The following is a 19738-nucleotide window of genomic DNA, read 5'->3' on the forward strand; positions in this document are numbered from 1 at the left end:
TTGGGTTACGCAATGCGCGGCGGATTTTCGCCCTCCGCTTGTAAATTGATGCCCTCTCCGATACCATGCGGTTTGCGCGGATTGCGGCTTGGCCGCGGGCGGCCTTCAGGGAGCCGCCAATATGACAGTTGTGAGTTAACTACTAATGTTAACGCGAACCTCGGGGCAGGTTCCGTAACGGGACTCGGGAGAATTAAGTAGTGGGACAACCCGGTGGAACGAGTGAAAAGACTCGTCTTTGCCCCAGTTGCCGCATGGAGATTAGCGTCCTCGCGACGAAGTGCCGGTTCTGCGGCGAATCCGTGGGCCGTCCGCGCGACGAAACGCGCAGCCTCAGCATCGATGATCTTGGGGGCGAAACCATCCGCCATTACGCGCCATCAAGCAGCGTAATGGAGGCGATGGAAGCGTTCCGATCCGAGCATGACTTCAAGAGCAATCCGCCCGAAGACGCCCAGCCCGAACGAAAATCTCTGTTCGGGATGTCGAGCAAGAAGAAGGGCGGCGCCGGCCCCGCAACGGGCGCCGATGGCTTGCCGCAACTCGACGAGCGGAGCCAGGCCCTGGCATCGCTCGCAATGCCTGCGACAAAGCCGACGACGTTCAAGAAGCCAAAAGGCCCAAGCATGGCTACGCGCGCCATGCAGATCGGCGGCATCCTTGTTGGAGTCATTGTCCTGTTGTTCGTCGCGAATTTTGCGTACAAGTACTACACGCGGCCGCCGATCGAGCCGAGCCGCGGCAAGGTCAATCCCGCCGAGGCAATCATCAAGCGTGGCGGAGACCCCAAGGAAGCCGCCGTTGAAGCGGCCAAGGCATTGCGTGCCGAACCGCACAGCAAGAATGAAGCGATCCTGAAGGAAGCCCAGGGCCTGTTCATCAAGAAGGTCCATGGCCTCCTCGACGCGTCGCCGTGGACGCACCAGAACCTGAAGGATGCCGCGCGCGAGGTGGACGAGGTGTTCAAAGTCCACAGCAGCGCCGAGATTCGCAAACTCAAAGAAGAAGTTGACGCGGAGACGTTTGCATACCAAATGTCGTTGCTCAGTATCGCCGATGGGGGGGACAGCGCGACCTTCGGGTTGAGTTCCGGCGCGAGGCAGGACGCGGAGGAAGGTGAGGTTGTCGGCGACCGTTTCAAGGTGACCGCCATCAAACGGGACAAAGTCCAGGTGCAAGACACCCGGCGCAACAATCGCCTGCTGACGTACAGCCTCACCGACACGCGGATTACGTCGCCGTAGCGGAATGTGTCGCGTTATGTGATGGAGTCCGCGTCGTGGTACCATTGCGTCATTCCAATGGTTTCGCGGCGTTCCTTTTCGCGGGGGAATCCGCAGGCAAGTCGGATTGGGAATAAACAGGAGCAAACGAAATCCATGTCCGTTCGCGGAAATGTCCTACAGTTCGCCGTCGCAGCGGCCGTTCTTCTGGCTTCGACGTCGTGCGGCACATTCGGCGGTGGCAGCAGCGATCCTGCCGTCGCCGCGGCGCCCAGCGCCCCGGTTTCAGGCGAGGCGGACCGCGAAGCGCGCCTGCGCGAAGCGGTCGACAGTTACATTCAATCCACCGGCCAGGCCTCAAGCGATGCGACCGGAAAGTTGCAGCACAAGAAGCCGTATTACTTCAAAGAATACTATCTCTATCCGAGCGGCTCCGCGCAGGCGGGAATCGACATTCAGGAAACGGAATCACGAACGGTGCCGTACCGCGCGTCGGTGAAGGTCGATAAGCAGCGCTTTTCGACGAAACTCCATCGCAAGCGCGACGAAGCTGTCGCGGACTCGAACTATGCGCGCGACACGGGTAAGGAAACATTGACCTTCGAGATGCGCAACGGCCGCTGGTACCGTGCCGGCAGCATGTTCGTCGCCGAAAAGACCGAAGAATATGTCAACGGCGAATGGGTCCCCGCGCAGGAAGAAGTCGAACGCACCGTCGCCGCGGAAGAGGAATCGTCGGAAAGCTGGTGGCGCCGCGCCTGGTCGACCATGACCGGACGTTAGCGCGCGCCGTGCGCCGGGTGTGACGCCGAAAGCCGCATACGCAATTGCCGTCGTCGCGTTCGGCCTTTCGTGTTTCGGAGCATTTCGAAGTTCGCAGGGCGATCTCGCCAGCAGCCGTCTTGCGACCGTCTATAGCCTGACCCAACACGGTACTTGGTACATAGACCAACCCGATAATCCGTTTACACCGGATACGATCGACAAAGTCGTCGTGCGCGGCGACGAGTCCAACGGTGTCACGCGCGGTGGACGGATGATTTCCAGCAAGCCCCCCGTAATGCCGCTTGTGATGACGGGCGTCTATCTTGCCGCGCACACAACCACCGGCTGGGAATTGACATCGGACAGCGACGTCGACGCGCTCCTGGTGCTGATGACCATCGTACTGATTTCGGGCTCGTTTCTTCTCGTAATCGTGTTCTTTGCGAAAACACTCGCATTCTTCGACTTGCCGTTTGCATCCCGCATCTTCCTGATTGCCGCGCTCGCATTCGGAACGCAGCTCGCCGGGTTCAGCATCACCATTAACAATCACGTGCCCGCTGCTGCGGCGCTGACGATCGCATTGTATATCGCTCTTGGATTGCTTACGGGTAGGCTCGCTCCAACTGCGTGGCGCTTCGCCGCGTTCGGATTCGCGGGGGCGCTGGTGCCCACGCTCGATATGCCCGCAGGCATCTACGTTGCCGCGGCGGGATGTGCTCTGCTCCTGCGTTTCCCCAAACAAACGGCGATATGGTGCGTCGCAGGTGGGGCCGCGCCGTTGCTTGTACATTTCGTCGCGACGTGGTACGCCACCGGTGGGCTGCTTCCCGTGCAGATGCGCGAAGCTACGTACATGTACGAGTCCGCATACTGGCGCCACCCCTTGGGAATCGACGCGTTGAGCGAACCCAAGCTCACGTATCTCTTCCACACCACGTTCGGCCGCTGCGGCGTCTTTTCGCTTTTCCCCGTGTTGCTGCTCGGTCCAATCGGTGTTATCGTCGCGCTAAAGTCTGAAAACGCATTCGCCAAGCGTTGCGCAATCGCCGGGCTGGTATGCTTTCTGGTTCTTGTCGCCTACTACGTCAAGTCCACGAACAACTACGGAGGCGAATCATATGGCTTCCGCTGGTATATCGCATCCATGCCCGTGCTCTTGCTCATGGCCATTCCTGCCGCAATGCGCATGAACCGTGCATGGAAATGGGTTTTGGTTCTGGTAGCATTTAGTATCTCGGTTTACTCGACAAAGGAATGCGCGTACGTCGGATGGGAATCCGGAAAGGAATGGACGGGCCGAATCTCCGGGCCTGCTTACACGCAGACACCAGTCAAGTACTTGGACAACAAGTGAATAGGTTAGGCCTGTTTGCCGATTCCCAGATACCGCATACTCGCCGCTGTATGCTTTCCTGTTTCCAATGCGTAGGTCAGCGGCAACTTCGTCTTCTTCAACAACGCCAGCGCGCGGGACAGGTCAAGAACCCCTTGGCCGAGGCCGAGGTGGTCGTCCATCGATCCCATGCAATCGTTGATGTGTACGTGTCGCAGGTGGTCGCCGCTGCCGTCGATCCACTCGGCGATGTCGAGCGTCGAGTGAATCTCGGCGTGCGCCACGTCAAGGCATAATTTGAAGTACGGCGAGTCGAACGCATCCGCGACCATCCGCGCCGGCACGGGCGAGTCGTCAAACATGTTCTCGATGTAAATCGGTATCTTGCGCTTTTCCGCCTCTTCAATCATTTCCGGCCAAAAGCGCAAGCTATTCTCGTGATAGACCTTCTTGTATACGGGCACGCGGATGATCGGATTGAACTGGCTGTGGAACAGCACGTAGTGCGCGCCCAGCGCTTCGGCGACGTCAAACGCGCGCAAATACCGAATGCGGCACACCTCGCGGATGTCCGGGTCGGGACTATGATGAATCGTGTCGATGAACGGGCCGTGGCACCCGATCGGCCCCTTAAGCGCATCGACCTGCTTGACCATTCTCTGAAACAGTTTCGTCGAGTCTTTTTCGATGAATTGCGGAAATCCGAACGTCTGAATCTCCGCGCCCACGCCGTACTGCTCCGCGCACCGCAGTTCGTGTTCGTAATCGAGCGCCACCGCCACCATCAGCCGGGCGCGGGGAATTAGCGGCCGTTTACTGCTCGCTTTCTTGTGCGGCATGGGCCTCCTGCTCCTTGCGTTGAATTGCTATCTCGCGGCGAAACTGGGTAACGGCCTTGTTGTGCTCTTCCAGCGTCGTGCTGAACGTATGCGTCTTCCCGTCGGCATTGGACACGAAATAGAGATACTCGACCCGGGCCGGTTGCAGCGCCGCGCGCAGCGAGTCCACCCCTGGACTCGAAATCGGTCCCGGTGGCAGCCCCGCGATGCGATAACTATTGTACGGAGAATCGATTTCCTTATCACTGTTGAGCAGGCGCTGGCCGTACTTGTCCAAGGCAAACTGCAGCGTGCTGTCAAAATCGAGGGTCATGTTCGCCTTGATGCGGTTGTAGATGACCGCGGCCACGATGGGCCGTTCGTCGTTCACGCGCGATTCCTCTTCGACTAAAGAGGCGACGGTGACCACCTCGAACTTGTTCCGCTCGCTCGCCCCGGGAATTTCCGCCATCAGCGCCGCATACTCCTTCTCGAAATGTTCGACCATACGCGCCACGACGTCCTCCGGTGCAGGTTCCTCATCGAAGAAGTACGTGTCGGGCATAAGGAAGCCCTCCAGCGTCGACGCCTGAATGCCGAGCGATTGAATCAGCGCCGTGTCGGACGCGGCGGCGATGAATGCATCCGGTTCCTTGAACTGCTTTGCAGTCTGTTTGATGGTTTGTCCTTCCGCGACCGTCACCTTGAATCGTGCGTCCGCGACGTTCGGCCCTTCCTGCAACATGCGAAGAATTTCGGTGGGGGATAGGCCTTGGGGAACGTCATAGAAGCCCTGCTGAATTGGCTTCTTCACCGTGTCGAGTCGGACGGCGATGCGAAACAGAAGTTCATGATCGACCAGGCCCGCGTTTGTAAGGACCTGTCCCGCCTGGTTCGCCGTGACGCCCGGCGGAATCTCGACGCGCACGGGTTCGCCGGGAGACCCCTTTCCAGTCACATGATCGTAGACGAGATAGACGCCGAACCCCGCCGCCGCTGCCAGGAGGACGGCAAGTACAACGCAGAAGAGAAAAAGCCGTAACAGAATGCGGAGGCACGAGCGCTTTGGTCTTGAATCCTCCGCGGCGTTCGCGCTCACGATTGCTGCGCCTGTTGTTCGCGCGCGCGCCTATCGAGATAAGTCTGGAGAATGCGTTGTGCGGCGATTTTGTCCACCAGTCCCTTACGCGCCTGGCGGCGCACCCCCGCGGCAATGAGTCCGCGTTGCGCCTCCGCCGTGGTGAATCGTTCATCCTGCAACGCAATCTCGATACCAAGGACTTGCCTGAGCAGCTCGACAAACGCAAGCACTTTTTCCGCCTGCGGGCCGGGCTTACCTTCCTTGTTTAACGGAACGCCGACGACGAGCCACTTCGTACCGGTCTCGTCGATCAAGTGCTTGACAGCTTCCGCGTCGGCCTGAGGGGATTTCGCGGTAATCACCGAATGCGGCTGCGCGATGATTCCGAGCGGATCGCTGAGCGCAACGCCGATGCGCACGTCGCCCACGTCCAACGCCATGCAGCGGCCGAGCTCCGCCACGGGCTATCCTATCAACGCCTTCACAATGTCAGGCGCTCTTTCAATCACCTCAGGCAACCTCTCCGGCTGCTTGCCGCCCGCCTGGGCCAGGTGCGGCTGACCGCCGCCGCCGCCGCCGACGATCGGCGCGAGCTGTTTCACGATGTCGCCCGCCCGCACCTTGGATGTAAGGTCTTTCGACACGCCGACGCACAACGAGGCCTTGCCCTCGTTCGCGCTGCCGAGCACAAGCACGCCCGACGGCAACTTTTCGCGCAACTTGTCCATCACCGAGCGCAGCCCCTCGGCGTCGAGGCCGTCGACCTGCACCGCAAGCAACTGCAGGCCGTCAACCTGCTTCACCTGCTGCATGTAATCCGTTTGGCCACCGACCGCCGCCTGTTGTTTCCACTTCGCAAGGTCGCGTTGCAGACGCTTATTCTCGTCCACAAGCGCCTGCACGCGCGCTTCCAGTTGATCCGGAGTGGTCGCCAAAAGTTGCGCCGTACCCTGCAGACTGCGTTCCCGCGCTTGCAGCGTGTCCACGGCCGTTTCACCGCAGACCGCTTCAATGCGACGCACGCCCGCCGAGATGGACGATTCGCTGACGATCTTGAAGTATCCAATGGTTCCTGAGTTTGGCACATGTGTGCCACCGCAGAGTTCCATGCTGATATCGCCGACACTGACCACACGCACGACATCCGCGTACTTCTCGCCAAACAGCGCCATTGCCCCCGCGGCCTTCGCTTCGGTCAGCGGCATCTGTTTGATCGAGACGGGCGTCGCCGTGCGAATGTACTGATTGACCTTGCGCTCGATGTCGAGCAAACGCGCGCCGCCGATCGCCTCAAAATGCGTGAAATCGAAGCGCAACCTCTCGGGTGTGACCAGCGAACCCGCCTGGTGCACGTGATCGCCAAGGATGTCCTGCAGCGCGGCCTGCAAGAGGTGCGTCGCCGTGTGGTGGTTCATCGTCGCCGTGCGCGCGGCGGCGTCCACCTGCGCCTCGACCGTGTCGCCGGCATGCAGTGCGCCTTTGGTCACGCGCGCGAAGTGGCAAATCATCTTGCCGGCCGGCGCTTTCGCCGTGGTAATGTGCGCGCCCCCGCTCACTCCGTCGAGAAAGCCGGTGTCGCCGATTTGTCCACCGGACTCCGCATAAAACGGCGTCGTATCGAGGATGACTTCGCCCTCTTCGTCTAGCGACAAAGAATCGACTCGCACGCCCTTTCTAACAATGGCCTTTATCGTCGCGATGCCATGCATCGTATCGTAACCGGTGAATTTCGTATCGCCCAGTTCGGTATGCAGCACGCGATAAACGGGGGAGAGGGCCTCCTCGCCGCTGCCGGTCCACGCGCTGCGCGCCTGCTCGCGCTGCCGCTGCATCGCCGACTCGAATCCGTCGCGGTCCACCTCGAAGCCGTTGTCGAGCGCGATGTCGGTCGCGAGATCGAGCGGAAATCCGTACGTATCGTGGAGCTTGAACAACTCCTCGCCGGGGACAACCCTGTCGCCCGTTTTTTTCATGCGATCGAACGTGGACGAGAGAATGTCCATCCCGCGCGCGAGCGTGCTCTGGAATCGCTCCTCTTCGGTGAGAATGATCTTGGTGATTTGCGTACGGCCTTCGATGAGTTCCGGATACTGCTGGCCCATGCGATCCACAACCGTCTGCACGACGTCGTGAAGGAACGGTTTCTCAAGCCCGATCTCCCGGCCAAAGCGCGCGGCACGGCGCAACAGTCGGCGCTCTACATAGCCGCGCCCTTCGTTGCTCGGCAACACACCATCGGCAATCATGAACGACAGCGCGCGCGCATGGTCCGCAATGACGCGATAAGGAACCGGGTTCTCCGTATAGGGAATCTTGCTCAACGATTGCGTGGCTTCGATGATGGGGAAGATGCCGTCCGTATCGAAAACCGTTTCCTTGTTCTGCAACAGCGCCGCAAGGCGTTCGAGGCCCATGCCGGTATCGACACCGCGATTCTTCAGTTGCGGACGCGACCCGTCCGGCTGCTGGTCGAACTGCGGAAAAACGTGGTTCCAGTATTCCATGAATCGTTCGCAGTGGTCGCAACCGGGCGCACAGTCCGGTCTGCCGCAGCCGAGGTGTTCACCGCGATCAATGTGCATTTCGGAACACGGCCCGCACGCGCCGGTGTCTCCGGCGGGGCCCCAGAAGTTTTCCTTCGCGCCCAGCCGCACGATCTTTCGCGCGGGGACGCCGACCTCTTTCTCCCAGATTGCGTAGGCCTCGTCGTCGTCCTCAAATACCGACACCCAAATCTTGTCGGCTTCGAGTTTGATGACCTGCGTTGAATACTCCCATCCCCACAGGATGGTCTCGCGTTTGAAATAATCGCCAAACGAGAAGTTCCCCAGCATTTCGAAAAACGTGAGGTGGCGCGCGGTCTTGCCGACTTCGTCGAGGTCGTTCGCTTTGCCCCCGGCGCGCAGGCACTTCTGCGACGTCGTCGCGCGCCGATACGGCACGGGCACTTCGCCCGTATAAAACGGCTTGAACTGCACCATGCCCGCGCTCGTAAATAGCAGGGTCGGGTCGTTGCTCGGGACGATTTTGTCGCTCCGCTCGACCACGTGTCCGCGCTCCCGAAAGAACTCGAGATAACTCGAACGGATATCGTCACTTTTCACCTGAAAACTCCGAAAAAACCGTGAGGAAGACCTGCAAGATCAACACCGTAGTCTATCAAATTCGGTCTGTTTTGGTCAAAGTCCCGCGGAGGTTTTGAGTGCGGAATAATGCCGCGATCCCTATACTGGCGTGGGGCGTTTTTGGCGCGCGAACCGGATGGGCGATCCGATCGGGAGATTCAACGTGGACGGAGAATCGCTTTCGCTTGCGCTGCGCGGCGGCCGGCGCGTGTACGGAACGTGCATTACTTCTATCGCGCCGCATTGGCTGGGAATGGCGTCGGAGCTTCGCCTCGACTTTGCATTTCTCGACACGGAGCACACCCCCATTGATCGCGGCACACTCTCGTGGTTGTGCCGGTATTACCGAGAACTCGGAATCGCGCCAATCGTGAGGATTCCGTCTCCGGACCCCTATCAAGCCTGCTGTGCGTTGGATGGCGGCGCGTCTGGAATTATCGCGCCGTACGTGGAGACAGTCGAACAAGTGCAGTCGCTGCGCGGGGCAGTAAAACTTCGGCCGCTGAAAGGCGATCGCCTCACGAAGATATTGACGGGCGAAGATCTGCCGGAACCCGAACTGGACCGATACATACACGAGCGGAACGCGGGCAACGTACTCGTTATCAATGTAGAGAGCCGCCCCGCGCTCGATCGGCTTGATGACCTTCTTGCCGTGCCCGGCCTCGACGCCGTGCTAATCGGGCCGCACGACTTGTCGTGCAGCCTCGGCGTCCCTGAACAGTATGGGCACCCAACGTTTCTCGCCGCGGTGTCTACAATCATTTCAAAGTCTCGCGCTGCCAACGTGGGGGTTGGACTGCATTACTCCGAGGATACGAATCGGGAGATCGAGTGGGCGAGGGAAGGCGCGAATTTTATCGTGCACAGTAGCGATCAACACGCCGCGCGCATGGCGCTCCGCGCGGAGTTTGACGTGCTGCGCCGGTCTATGGGAGACGCACAATGAGGTTTGCGATCGTTCCTGTAATTATTGCGTCCGCGTTGTCTGTGTTGGCAGGCGTCGCATGGGGAGAATTGCCCCGTCCGGAGAATCCGCTTTGGACTCCCGTTCGGGACGACGTATACCTGCAGGAGGTTGGACGCACTATCGAGACTCCGGAACCGCTGCTTGCCGTCGCGGTGCTGGACAGCGTCGCATATATCGGAAACGCGCACGGCGTCCATCGGCTTGATGGCGACACGTTGACTGCGGCGGGCGGGCCCGCCGAAAGTGTCCGGCGACTAAAGTCGCTGAACGGTGCGCTGTGGGCGTTTCCGGAGCGCGGTCTTTGGCGGTTCGCCAAAGGCGAGTGGACCAAGCTTTCTGACGAGACTTTTGTCGACGCATGCACGCACTTGGGCGATGTCGTCATCGCCTCGCCCACACATCTCTACAAGCTCGAAGGCGATGTGCTGGCGCCACTACACGACAACCCGCCACCAACTCCGATCCGCGGCGTGGCATCGTACGCAGAGACCCTCTACATTCGTCACGACGATCGCTTGGCGTTCCTGCATGGCGGTACGTTCCAATACTACTTCGTTAACGACTGGGGTCACTTGCCGCTTGGTTCGATCGTGCGCGATGCGATGACGTTGGGTGGCCGGCTACTGGTTGCGACCGACAAGGGCCTCGCGCAATTGCGCGGCATGAGCTTTGTGACGCTTACCGGCAAAGACGGGTTGTGCTACGAAGACACAACCTGCGTCGCAAAAGGCTTCGAGAAAGACGATTTCTGGATCGGCGCCAAGCGCGGCGCGATCCGCGCCGTGAACGGCGAGTTCCACTATTTCGGCTATCAACGCTGGATACCTCACGATCGGGTAAACGCAATAGCGTGCGGCGACCGCGTCGCCTACATCGCAACCGATGGCGGAATGGGGATCGTTTCGTATGAACCGTACACGCTGCAAAAGAAGGCGGCGTGGTACGAGCGTTGGATCGACGAATGGGGGATGCGGCGGCTCGGGTTCATCAGCTCGCTCACCTGGGATGCTCAACGCAACGAGTGGATTCGCTTCATCAGCGACAACGACGGCGGGTGGGCGGCGCATCTACTGAACGCGTACTGCTTCAAGTACGCCGTGACCAAGGACCCGAACGTGCGCGAACAGGCGGTCGACGTGTTTCGTACGCTCCGCTGGTGTGAACAGATTTCGTCTATCCCGGGTTTCCCGGCTAGGGCCATAGCGACGGTCGGCGAACCCTCGATGCTCGCCGAAACCGGGTCCGCCGGGCTGCCCTCCGAGTGGAACCCGACGCCCGACGGCAAGTGGTTGTGGAAAGGCGACACATCGAGCGACGAAGTCGATGCCCATATGCAATCCACCATGATCTTTTATGAGCTGGTGGCGCAGGGCAAGGAAAAAGATGCCGCTCGAGAGCATCTGCGTCGAATCGTCGGGCACATCGTAGACAACGGATGGGTATTGCGGGACCTGGATGGCAAACCGACGCGGTGGGCCAGATGGGACCCGGAGTACTTGCAGCGCCCATATGGATACGAGGCGCGCGGATTGAACGGAATGGAAGCGTTGTCGATGGTTACGTTGACGCACGCTATCACCGGCGACGAAAAATTCAACGCCGCCCGGCAGCAGTTGTTGGACTGGGGGTATCACAACGAAGTGTTGCGCCAGAAACTGGTCTTTCCCGTTGTCACGCACTTCGACGATCGGCTGGCGTTTCTCGCCTACCATCCCCTGTTGACCTACGAGCGCGATCCCGCACTACGGTCGATATACAGGCGTAGCCTCGAACGAAGTTGGGAAGTCAAACGCATTGAGACGATGCCCTGGTTTAACTACCTCTACGGCGCGTTGACTGGCAACGAAATGGACAATGCGCGCGCGCTAAAAAACCTTCAGGAATGGCCCTTGGACTGCCGCAACTATACCTACGTGAATTCGTGCCGCGCCGACCTACAGGTCCCGGACGGCTTTATCAATTACGTGTGCGACTGGAAGAGCATGTCCGCGCGGAACATCGGTCCGTCCCGCTGGGATAACGATTTCCTGCGGTTGGACGGCGGGGGAGGCAAATCAGTCGCGGACCCCTCGGCCTTCCTTGACGCGTATTGGATGGCACGGTATTACGGTATGGTGCTGCCTCCGGAGACCAAAGACAGGAATCTCATCGATGTCGATCGCAGCGGACGACAGCTCGGGGCGAAGCCGTATGACGGACCGCAACGGCCAGATGTAGGGTTTTAGGGAATCTGCAACGTCACTCTCGGCGCTGCGTCTATGCGTTCACCAAGTACGTGTCGAGCCAATCGAGAATGATTGCGCGCATCTCCGGCAACTCTTCGTGGCCGCAATCAAACAACTCGATGCGGCAGTCTCTTTCGCGGCCATATTGTTTGTAGAGCGGGTACAGATAGTCACGCACGCGCTCGACTCCGTGAGGCGGGGTGAGGCCGTCCTTCCGGCCATTAAGACTTAATCGCGGTCGCGGCACAATCAGTTCGTTGATGTCATGCGTTTGAAAATGTTTCAGCAGGCTCGGCACGTAGTAGTAGATTCCGTGGCGGTACTGGCCGTGCTCGGCGAGCAGCGCCTCGAAATCCGTGAGGCAACAGAGATCCATGCAGACCTTGATGCGTTCGTCCAGGGCGGCCAACCACCATGACTTGGTCGATCCCATCGAGATGCCGAAGGAACCGATGCGCTTTTCGTCCACCTCGGGTCGCGAACACAAGTAATTGAGCGCCTGCCACTCGTCGAACATCATCATCCCGAAGAGGACTTGGCCTTTCCAGATCATCTCCTTGAACGTATCGCCCTCGCCTCGTCCGCCATCATTGGGATAAGGCGCGCGCTCGCCGAAACACCAACTGTCGATCGCCAGCGCGACGATTCCCTTTTGCGCGTAGACCGGCGCATAGGCCCGCATCGCGCTCGTGCCGCGCAACAGTTCGTGTTTGCCGACGAAGTAGTCGCCCCCATGCCAATGGATGTATTGCACCGCGGGCGCAGGCGTCTTGATGTTATCCGGAATGAGCATCAGCGCCGGAACGGGTTGAATGCCATTCAAGTCGAGAATGAGATGTTCGAGCTTGTACCCCTGCAACTGTTCGACGTGGAGGACCTTTGCCGTGGGCGTTCGCCGCTCCGGCAAATCGCCCAGAAGCGACCACAATTCCTCCCGGCGCCTCTTTTGGTGCGCGACGAATTCGCGGGATGAACGCATGGCGGCGTCTCCTTCCGGTGCGGTGATGGCGGTTGACGCGAGCGCGACACTGGTCTGCAAAAAGCGGCGGCGTGTTTGCCCAACAATCCCGTTGTCCCGCTTGTCCGACGCATCAGCCATGTCCGACAAGCGCCCCATTACTATCAGTCTCCGACCAACCGCCGCAGCAGCCCGAGATTGACGTCCTCGAGTGAACCCAAGACAATGTCGGCCTCTGCCAATTCGTCGCGCCGAAAACTGTTCGTTACCGCGATGCACTTCAGGCCCGCCGCCTTTGCCGAGGTCACGCCGGTGACGGCATCTTCGATTACAACGCAGTTTTCCTTCGCGAACCCTACTGCGCGCTGCGCAGCCTCGTAAATCTCCGGGTGCGGTTTCTTGTGCGTGACCATGTCCCCCGTAATGATTTCGGAAAACATCTCCACAGGGATGCCCGCGGCTTCCAACGTGGGCATGGCTTTGGGGCGGGGACTGGACGTTGCGATTGCGAGTTTCCATTCGCCGCTGCGCGCCGCGGCCTCTACCAATTCCACGGCGCCGGGGCACGCCTGACACTCGCCCGCGTCGAGCAGCTTCTGGAAGTTATTCAGCCGCACTTCAAGCGCGCGCTCCAACTCGATTCGAATTCCCAGCGCCTCCGCCGGCCCTTCTACGTAGCGCACCGCACCCGTTCCGATGAATGGCCGAAAATCGTCCGCGGTCAGTTCCGCATCGTACAGCTCGCGAAACATCTCGATGCTCGCGCGCGCGATCAAGGCTTCCGTGTCCGCGAGGACACCATCCATATCGAAAATCAGGCCGTACTTCTCCATTGTCACTCCCGCTCGACGGATACCCGCGACGGCGCGGATGGTGTGCACTCGGCGTAGCCGGGCTTCGCACCTTTACCCAGAATCGAATCGGGGCTGACACGCTGGGACTCGTGCGTGTCGAATTGTTCTGCTGCCGGCGATTCACGGCGCGCCTTGTACCAAATCTCGTGGATCGCGTCAGGCCGGTTCAAGATCGCCTTGATTGCCATGATCGGATGGCGGAACGTCGCCCAATCGCCGTATTCGTTAAACTTGCGGGACGATTTCACCAACGTGGCCGTCGTCACGTTCGCAAACTTCTTGCCCCGTGCTTCGCCGTGCCGGCGCAGTCTCACCGCGATCTCATAATCCTCGCCAACCTTCATATTCACATTGTAGCCGCCAATCGCGTCGAACGTTTCTTTTCGCGTAAAGAAGAGAAACAACGAGATCCCCTCGACCCAAAGCCGAAATTGCAGGAGCCCGTGCGTCGTCGTAATCCCGAGGCTCTTGCGATCATACGCCGTGTTGCGCGCGCCGCCGCCAACATAACGCCCGCTATCCATAATCGACCGCACCTCAACCAACATGTTCTCCGACATCGAATCGTCCGCGTCCACGAACACGAGGATTTCTCCCGTCGCCGCCCGCGCACCCCGGTTGCGAACGGCGGAGATGCAGCGCACGTGCTCGTCAACCACCATCGCTCCCAGTTCTCGGGCGACTTCCTTGGTTCGATCCGTGCTCAGGTTATCGGACACGATGATCTCGACTTTTTCCCCGAGAGCCGCCTCGGCCCTGCGAATAGAAGCGATTGTGCGAGGTAAAAACTTTTCCTCATTGTACGCAGGGATAACTACTGAAAACCTGGCCATTTCATGTTCCTTATGTAAAATATCGCATACAGCCGCCGGAGGCGGGGCCGTATCATTGTCAAACTATGACCGGGAAATCACCTAAATGGTTACGCCAAGGCGGGTTCACCTATTCCAATGGCGTCGAGCACGGCGTACTCGTCGGCCTCGACGGTCACCGGCTGCTCGGCAGCCTTGAGGGCATTGTCCGGATCCTTCAATCCGTGTCCAGTGAGGACGCACGTGATGCGAACGCGCGACCCGGTGAACGGTTTCGCGTCCGCGAAGAATCCGCTCTCGACCAACTTGATAATGCCGGCGATGCTCGCCGCGCTCGCCGGTTCGCAAAACACGCCTTCGGTCGCCGCCAGTTTCTGATACGCGACGCGTATCTCATGGTCCGTCACCATGCCAATGACGCCATTAGACTCGTCTCGCGCGGCTTCCGCCTGCTGCCAACTCGCCGGGTTGCCGATGCGGATCGCGGTCGCAAACGTTTGCGGGTTTTCCACGGGATGGCCCAGCACGATGGGCGCCGCCCCAGCCGCCTGGAACCCAAGCATTCGGGGAAGATTTTGCGCCTTACGCGACGCGTGGTATTCCTTAAACCCTTTCCAGTACGCGGTAATGTTTCCCGCGTTCCCGACCGGCAGCGCGTGAAAGTCCGGCGCAACCCCCTCGAAATCGTCCACGATTTCAAATGCGCCCGTCTTCTGGCCCTCGATGCGATATGGGTTGACCGAGTTGACCAACTGGATGGGCTGCTCGTCGCAGATTTTCCGCACCAACTTCAGTGCATCGTCAAAGTTCCCCTTGACCTGAATCACCTTCGCGCCGTGGATCATCGCCTGGGACAGTTTGCCCATGGCGATCTTCCCGTCCGGAATAAGCACCACACACTTGATGCGCGCGCGCGCCGCATACGCCGCCGCAGACGCGGACGTGTTTCCGGTGGACGCGCACATCACCGCCTTGAACCCGTCTTCAACCGCGCGCGTTATCGCCATGGTCATGCCGCGGTCCTTGAACGACCCGGTCGGGTTCAACCCCTCGTACTTGAGGTAGATGTCCAGCTTCGGGTCGATCGCCTCGCTCAGGTTGTGCGCCTGGATCAGAGGCGTCGACCCTTCGTTCAGCGTAATCACCCGCGTCTTGGGCGACACCGGCAAATACTTGCGATACCGTTCTATTAAACCTGGGTTCGTCATCCTGCGGCCCTTGGCATGGCAAACGGGGGTGGGCGGTCTCTCGCTTCGGACGTCCCACACCCCGGGGCCAATAGTGTACACGAACCGGGCAACTGATGCCTTCTTTTCGAGCTTCTACCCGGCCGGGGACTGGGAAGGCAGGACCGACAGCGTAAACAGGCCCTTGGCGGCGAGTTTCTGCTTGCCTCCCGCGGTTGCGTACACGGAAGACTCCGCGACGATGATTCGCTTTCCCGCGCGAAGTACCTCCGCCCGGCAGAACAGCGATTCGCCGGTGCCGGGCCGCATCAGGTTTATCTTGTACTCGACGGTCAGTACCATCGCCTCCCGCGCGACCAGCGATCCGCTCGCCGCGCCGGACGTATGGTCCGCCATCGTGGCGACGACACCCGCATGCGCAAACCCGTCCTGCTGCAAGTGGCGAGGTTCGAGGACCAGCGTCGTCTCGCACCAGCCGGGTCCAACGTCTTTCAGCCGAATGCCAAGCGACTGGATGAACTTCGCCTTATTAAATATTTCCTCGACCGCCCGCCGAAACTCCGCGTTGGCCGACTCAAATGTCTCCATCAAACGTGCGCTCCTATTCCGAAAATGGACCTTTTAGACATTCCGCTCGTGTTAGTTTGAAATCTGAGATTTCAAATTTGAAATTGCATTCTCATCGTTTCCAGTTGCCCCGATATGGGCACGACGACTATTCCAAAAGTAGACCTTTAAGACATCCTGCTCGTGTTGGTTTGAAATATGAGATTTCAAATCTGAAATTGCATTCTCATCGTTTCCGGTTGCACTGATAAGGGCATGACATCTACTCCAAAAATAGACCTTTAAGACATCCTGCTCGTGTTGCTTTGAAATATGAGATTGCAAATCTGAAATTGCATTCTCATCGTTTCCAGTTGCCCCGATATGGGCACGACGACTTTTCCAAAAATAGACCTTTAAGACATCCCGCTCGTGTTAGTTTGAAATATGAGATTTCAAATCTGAAATTGCATTCTCATCGTTTCCAGTTGCCCCGATATGGGCACGACGACTTTTCCAAAAGTAGACCTTTAAGGCATCCTGCTCGTATTGCTTTGAACTCTGAGATTTCAAATCTGAGATCGCATTCTCATGGTTTCTGGGTGCCCCGACAGGGGTATGACAACTACTCAGAAAACAGACCTTTAAGACAATCCGCTCGTATTGCTTTGAACTCTGAGATTTCAAATCTGAAATTGCATTCCCATGGTTTCTGGGTGCCCAACAGGGCATGACGACTACTTCGAACTCACGTCGCGAATATCCGTGCCGTTGTTCCATTCCATTTCGTCCGGTACTCCGTCGCCGTCCGTATCCAGGTCGGGCCAGCGCACCGGCACGATCAACGCGCTCGGAAATTTCGGGCCCATGTGGATCGAATTGTCCGCTTTCCGCATGGTTTCCATCGTCGGGAAATCGTCCCCATTGTTGGGGTTCACCTCGAAGTGCGGATAGTTGCTGCTCGAAACCAGTATCGCCACCCGGTGGCCCTTGTCGAATATCCAACTGATGCTGCCTAAATCGATCTCGATTTGCACGACCTCGTCGCGGGTTAGCGGCGGCGCGGGCTTCTCGAATCCGTCGCGGTATTTCACACGTTGGATCGATTCGAGCGCGAGAATGTGCCGGTCGTCCCCCTTGGGATAGATGTCGATAAGCTTCGCACAGAAATCCGTGTCCGGCGCATCCGTCGATACAAACAACCTCAGGCGCACTGGTCCGGTCATCTCCACCGGTGCCTCGAGCGCCGGACCCGTGAACAACAACACGTCCTTGCGCTCCAACAACACGCGCTGATCGAACGGACCAAACGGAATCGTCAGGTTGCATCCGCCCGTCGTCGGACACGGATCCGCGGGATCGTACGTGTACGTGCGCGTCACAAAGTTCTCCGGCGGCGCCTCCTGCAACTCCTGTCCGTAAAGGTACAACGATTTCGTGTGCGGCGGAAACGGTGGCCAGCGGTTCGCCGTACGCCATTCCATCCCCGGCGCGCCCGTGCGCGTGTCGTCCCCTATGACGTAATACTGCACCGTGGGAATGTCCCCGATCTCGCCGTCGCCCTTGAGCCAATACGCAAGCATGCGGTCGCGCAGTTTGGATACCTTCACGTCGAATACATTCTCGGGAAACTTCAGCGGCAAGTCCTTCGGATAGTCCCCGTGCCCGGACCATTTCATGATCAACTTTTGATTTCCCTTCGCGCCTTCGCCGCCGCGCTCCTGGCGCGATGTGAACGCGCGCAACGTGCCGTCCTTGAAGATGTCAAACCAGCCGCCGATGTGCAGCGCGGGCGCGGCCACGTCGCCTGCTTTCACCTCGGCGTTAAGGCCCACCCACAATTCGTCGTACGCCGGGTGCGCCCGCAAAGTCGCGCGCGCCGCTTCGCCCTTCTCTCCGAACATTTTGAACCACGCATCGCTCTGCTCCGGCCGCCACACGCCGCCGGGGTACGCAAGGTCGCGATAGAAGTCATATGCGGCTACTTCGATGATCTGGCAGCGCACCTCGCGCGTTACCGGCGCCAGCAAGACTTGCGTGTTGCCCGCAGCCGATCCTCCCATCGTTCCCACGTTCCCGTCGCACCAAGGCTGCTCACGAATCCACGCAACGGTCTCGGCGCCATCTCGGTTCGTCCCCCAGCCATCGTCCAGAAACCCGGTGAACGCGCCGCCGCTGTCGCCGGTGCCGCGTGCGTCCTGCACTACGACCGCAAATCCCTTCTCGGTCAGATTCGCCGATTGCGTGGCGACCACCGCACGCGGATACGGACTGCGGACCAAAACAGCAGGGTACGCGTCGGCGGCCTTCCCCGGCAGGTAGACGTCCGTCTTCAATACAACGCCATCGTGCATCGCCACGTCGTGCGTCGTCGTATTTGCCGCATCCGCCAACGCAACGCAGGCACATGCCAGCATGACAACTACTCTGGTCAGAATGCGCACAACCTTCTCCCTGCGGTAAGCTACGGCGAACGCACCAAACGATTGACGAACATGCTGTCCAAGATCAAGCCGGCCAACAAACGGGCCCGCGTCCGCGCGGATCGCCTTCGCGTGTGGCGCGAAAGCGCCGCCTTCTCCTGGTCATTGACGCTATCCGTCGCAATCGCGTTCCTCTCGGCCGGCTGCGGCGAACAGGCCGGCGAACAGCTTCGCGTCACTCCGAACGCCATCGACCTCGGCACGGCCAAACTCAACGAGTCCATTCAAGTCGCCGCGCCACGCGCCGGCGCCCGGCTCTCCATAAGCGCCCAGTTCGATGCGCCCTGGCTCACGGTGTCCCCCAGTCAGTTCTTCAGCGCCGGGCCGAACGACAGCACCGCAATCGTATTTTCGGTTGCGCGCGCGGCGATGAAACCCGGACGAAACACCTGTCTCGTCCGCTTCACTTCCCCGGGCTACGCCGACACGCTCGTCCACGTCGCTGCGAATGCAATCGTCTCCGCCGACTTCCGCGTCTCCAACGCGCGCGCGCGCCCCGGCGAACTCGTGCTCTTCAATGACGCCACCCGCGTGCTCACCGGGGCCGCGCCGGTAACCGCCTGGAAATGGGACTTCGGCGACGGCGCGACCAGCGCCGAGCGCAATCCCGTCCACGCCTATGAAAGCACCGGCAGCTACACCGTATCGCTATCCGTCACGTCTACCAGCGGGTCTGATGTCCGTGTCCGCCAAAATTGCGTGACCGTGAAACAGCCCGCCGCGCCAGCCGCCGACTTCGTCGCATCCACCCGCCGCCCCATCGCCGGCGCCGCTGTCCAGTTCAAAGACCTATCAGTGCCCGGCGCGTCAGGCATCCTCTCCTGGCTCTGGGACTTCGGCGACGGCGCCACAAGCACCGAACAACACCCCCAGCACCTTTACACTCTCTCCGCCGTATACGACGTCTACCTCACCGTTCGGAACAAAAATGGCGACAACACTGCGGTGAAACTGGGATATATTGATGTCCAGGCGGAGAGACCATGATTAATTGATTGCGCAGCTCAACCGCCGCCATCGATGGTCATGGAGATCAACGCCGCTCGTAATCTTCACGATCAGAACATACCCCGGCGAACGCCGCGGCAGGCGTTTCGACGCCAATCGGCGGAATGCTGAGCGTCCATGCAAATGAGCGGATGACTCGCTGCGAGACATGCGGGCCCGTGCGTTTCGCACTTGGTCGAAAAACCATCGAGACCCCTTGTCTCGCCAAAAAAAGCAAAACCAAGCCCCACCCCAGTGCAACACGCTGGGTGGGCGGCCCCCGTTTTGTAGACCAAGTGAAATGTTAGGGAACCGGGGTTGGTTGATTGCATGTTAGCCGATTCCTGGTGCGTGTGCTACTGTAGGTT

General features: G+C 59.6%; 16 protein-coding genes. 6 read left to right on the forward strand and 10 right to left on the reverse strand.

The genetic code is table 11. The features are described from left to right. The first annotated feature begins 254 nt into the window (after positions 1-254). The 3 genes from HUU46_17370 to HUU46_17380 all read left to right on the forward strand — a co-directional run bounded on the left by HUU46_17370 (position 255) and on the right by HUU46_17380 (position 3345). Entirely contained in the window at positions 255-1244 is a 990-nt protein-coding gene (locus tag HUU46_17370) for a hypothetical protein (protein NUM55421.1), read from the forward strand. 135 nt (positions 1245-1379) lie between these two features. Beyond that, on the forward strand, positions 1380-2006 hold the full coding sequence (locus HUU46_17375) for a hypothetical protein (protein NUM55422.1): 627 nt from the start codon (positions 1380-1382) through the stop codon (positions 2004-2006). Positions 2007-2025: 19 nt separating this feature from the next. Beyond that, entirely contained in the window at positions 2026-3345 is a 1320-nt protein-coding gene (locus tag HUU46_17380) for a hypothetical protein (GenBank protein NUM55423.1), read from the forward strand. A gap of 5 nt (positions 3346-3350) precedes the next feature. On the opposite strand, the gene HUU46_17385 is transcribed toward HUU46_17380, so the two are convergent. The 4 genes from HUU46_17385 to alaS are packed head-to-tail and all read right to left on the reverse strand — an operon-like array spanning position 3351 to position 8327. After that, positions 3351-4163 (reverse strand): sugar phosphate isomerase/epimerase, encoded by an 813-nt coding sequence (locus HUU46_17385; protein ID NUM55424.1) that lies wholly within the window; start codon positions 4161-4163, stop codon positions 3351-3353. Further along, complete coding sequence (gene mltG, locus HUU46_17390) at positions 4138-5241, reverse strand: endolytic transglycosylase MltG (protein NUM55425.1); 1104 nt, start codon at positions 5239-5241, stop codon at positions 4138-4140. The genes HUU46_17385 and mltG overlap by 26 nt, the downstream gene beginning before the upstream one ends. Further along, positions 5238-5663, reverse strand: a complete 426-nt coding sequence (gene ruvX / locus HUU46_17395; protein NUM55426.1) for a Holliday junction resolvase RuvX — start codon at positions 5661-5663, stop codon at positions 5238-5240. The genes mltG and ruvX overlap by 4 nt, the downstream gene beginning before the upstream one ends. Before the next feature lie 24 nt (positions 5664-5687). Further along, a complete protein-coding gene (alaS, locus tag HUU46_17400) occupies positions 5688-8327 on the reverse strand; it encodes an alanine--tRNA ligase (protein NUM55427.1) in 2640 nt (879 codons plus the stop codon). A 157-nt stretch (positions 8328-8484) separates the two neighbouring features. On the opposite strand from alaS, the gene HUU46_17405 reads away from it, so the two are divergent. Beyond that, positions 8485-9297 carry an aldolase gene (locus HUU46_17405; protein NUM55428.1) on the forward strand — a complete coding sequence of 271 codons (813 nt, stop codon included), beginning with the start codon at positions 8485-8487 and terminating at the stop codon, positions 9295-9297. Further along, the gene (locus HUU46_17410; GenBank protein NUM55429.1) at positions 9294-11543 is read left to right on the forward strand and encodes a hypothetical protein; all 2250 of its coding nucleotides are present in this window, start codon (positions 9294-9296) and stop codon (positions 11541-11543) included. The genes HUU46_17405 and HUU46_17410 overlap by 4 nt, the downstream gene beginning before the upstream one ends. Positions 11544-11574: 31 nt before the next feature. On the opposite strand, the gene HUU46_17415 is transcribed toward HUU46_17410, so the two are convergent. From HUU46_17415 to HUU46_17440, 6 genes are all read right to left on the reverse strand, one after another. Continuing rightward, a complete protein-coding gene (locus tag HUU46_17415) occupies positions 11575-12522 on the reverse strand; it encodes an acetylxylan esterase (protein NUM55430.1) in 948 nt (315 codons plus the stop codon). 143 nt (positions 12523-12665) lie between these two features. Continuing rightward, entirely contained in the window at positions 12666-13334 is a 669-nt protein-coding gene (locus HUU46_17420) for an HAD-IA family hydrolase (GenBank protein ID NUM55431.1), read from the reverse strand. A gap of 2 nt (positions 13335-13336) precedes the next feature. After that, entirely contained in the window at positions 13337-14188 is an 852-nt protein-coding gene (locus HUU46_17425; protein NUM55432.1) for a glycosyltransferase, read from the reverse strand. A gap of 89 nt (positions 14189-14277) precedes the next feature. Continuing rightward, the gene (locus tag HUU46_17430; protein ID NUM55433.1) at positions 14278-15375 is read right to left on the reverse strand and encodes a threonine synthase; all 1098 of its coding nucleotides are present in this window, start codon (positions 15373-15375) and stop codon (positions 14278-14280) included. Between the two features lie 114 nt (positions 15376-15489). After that, complete coding sequence (locus tag HUU46_17435; GenBank protein ID NUM55434.1) at positions 15490-15942, reverse strand: PaaI family thioesterase; 453 nt, start codon at positions 15940-15942, stop codon at positions 15490-15492. 695 nt (positions 15943-16637) lie between these two features. After that, complete coding sequence (locus HUU46_17440) at positions 16638-18344, reverse strand: CocE/NonD family hydrolase (protein ID NUM55435.1); 1707 nt, start codon at positions 18342-18344, stop codon at positions 16638-16640. Between the two features lie 51 nt (positions 18345-18395). On the opposite strand from HUU46_17440, the gene HUU46_17445 reads away from it, so the two are divergent. Beyond that, the gene (locus HUU46_17445; GenBank protein ID NUM55436.1) at positions 18396-19370 is read left to right on the forward strand and encodes a PKD domain-containing protein; all 975 of its coding nucleotides are present in this window, start codon (positions 18396-18398) and stop codon (positions 19368-19370) included. Positions 19371-19738: the final 368 nt, after the last annotated feature.

This window comes from Candidatus Hydrogenedentota bacterium (assembly GCA_013359265.1).
Lineage (GTDB): Bacteria > Hydrogenedentota > Hydrogenedentia > Hydrogenedentales > SLHB01 > JABWCD01.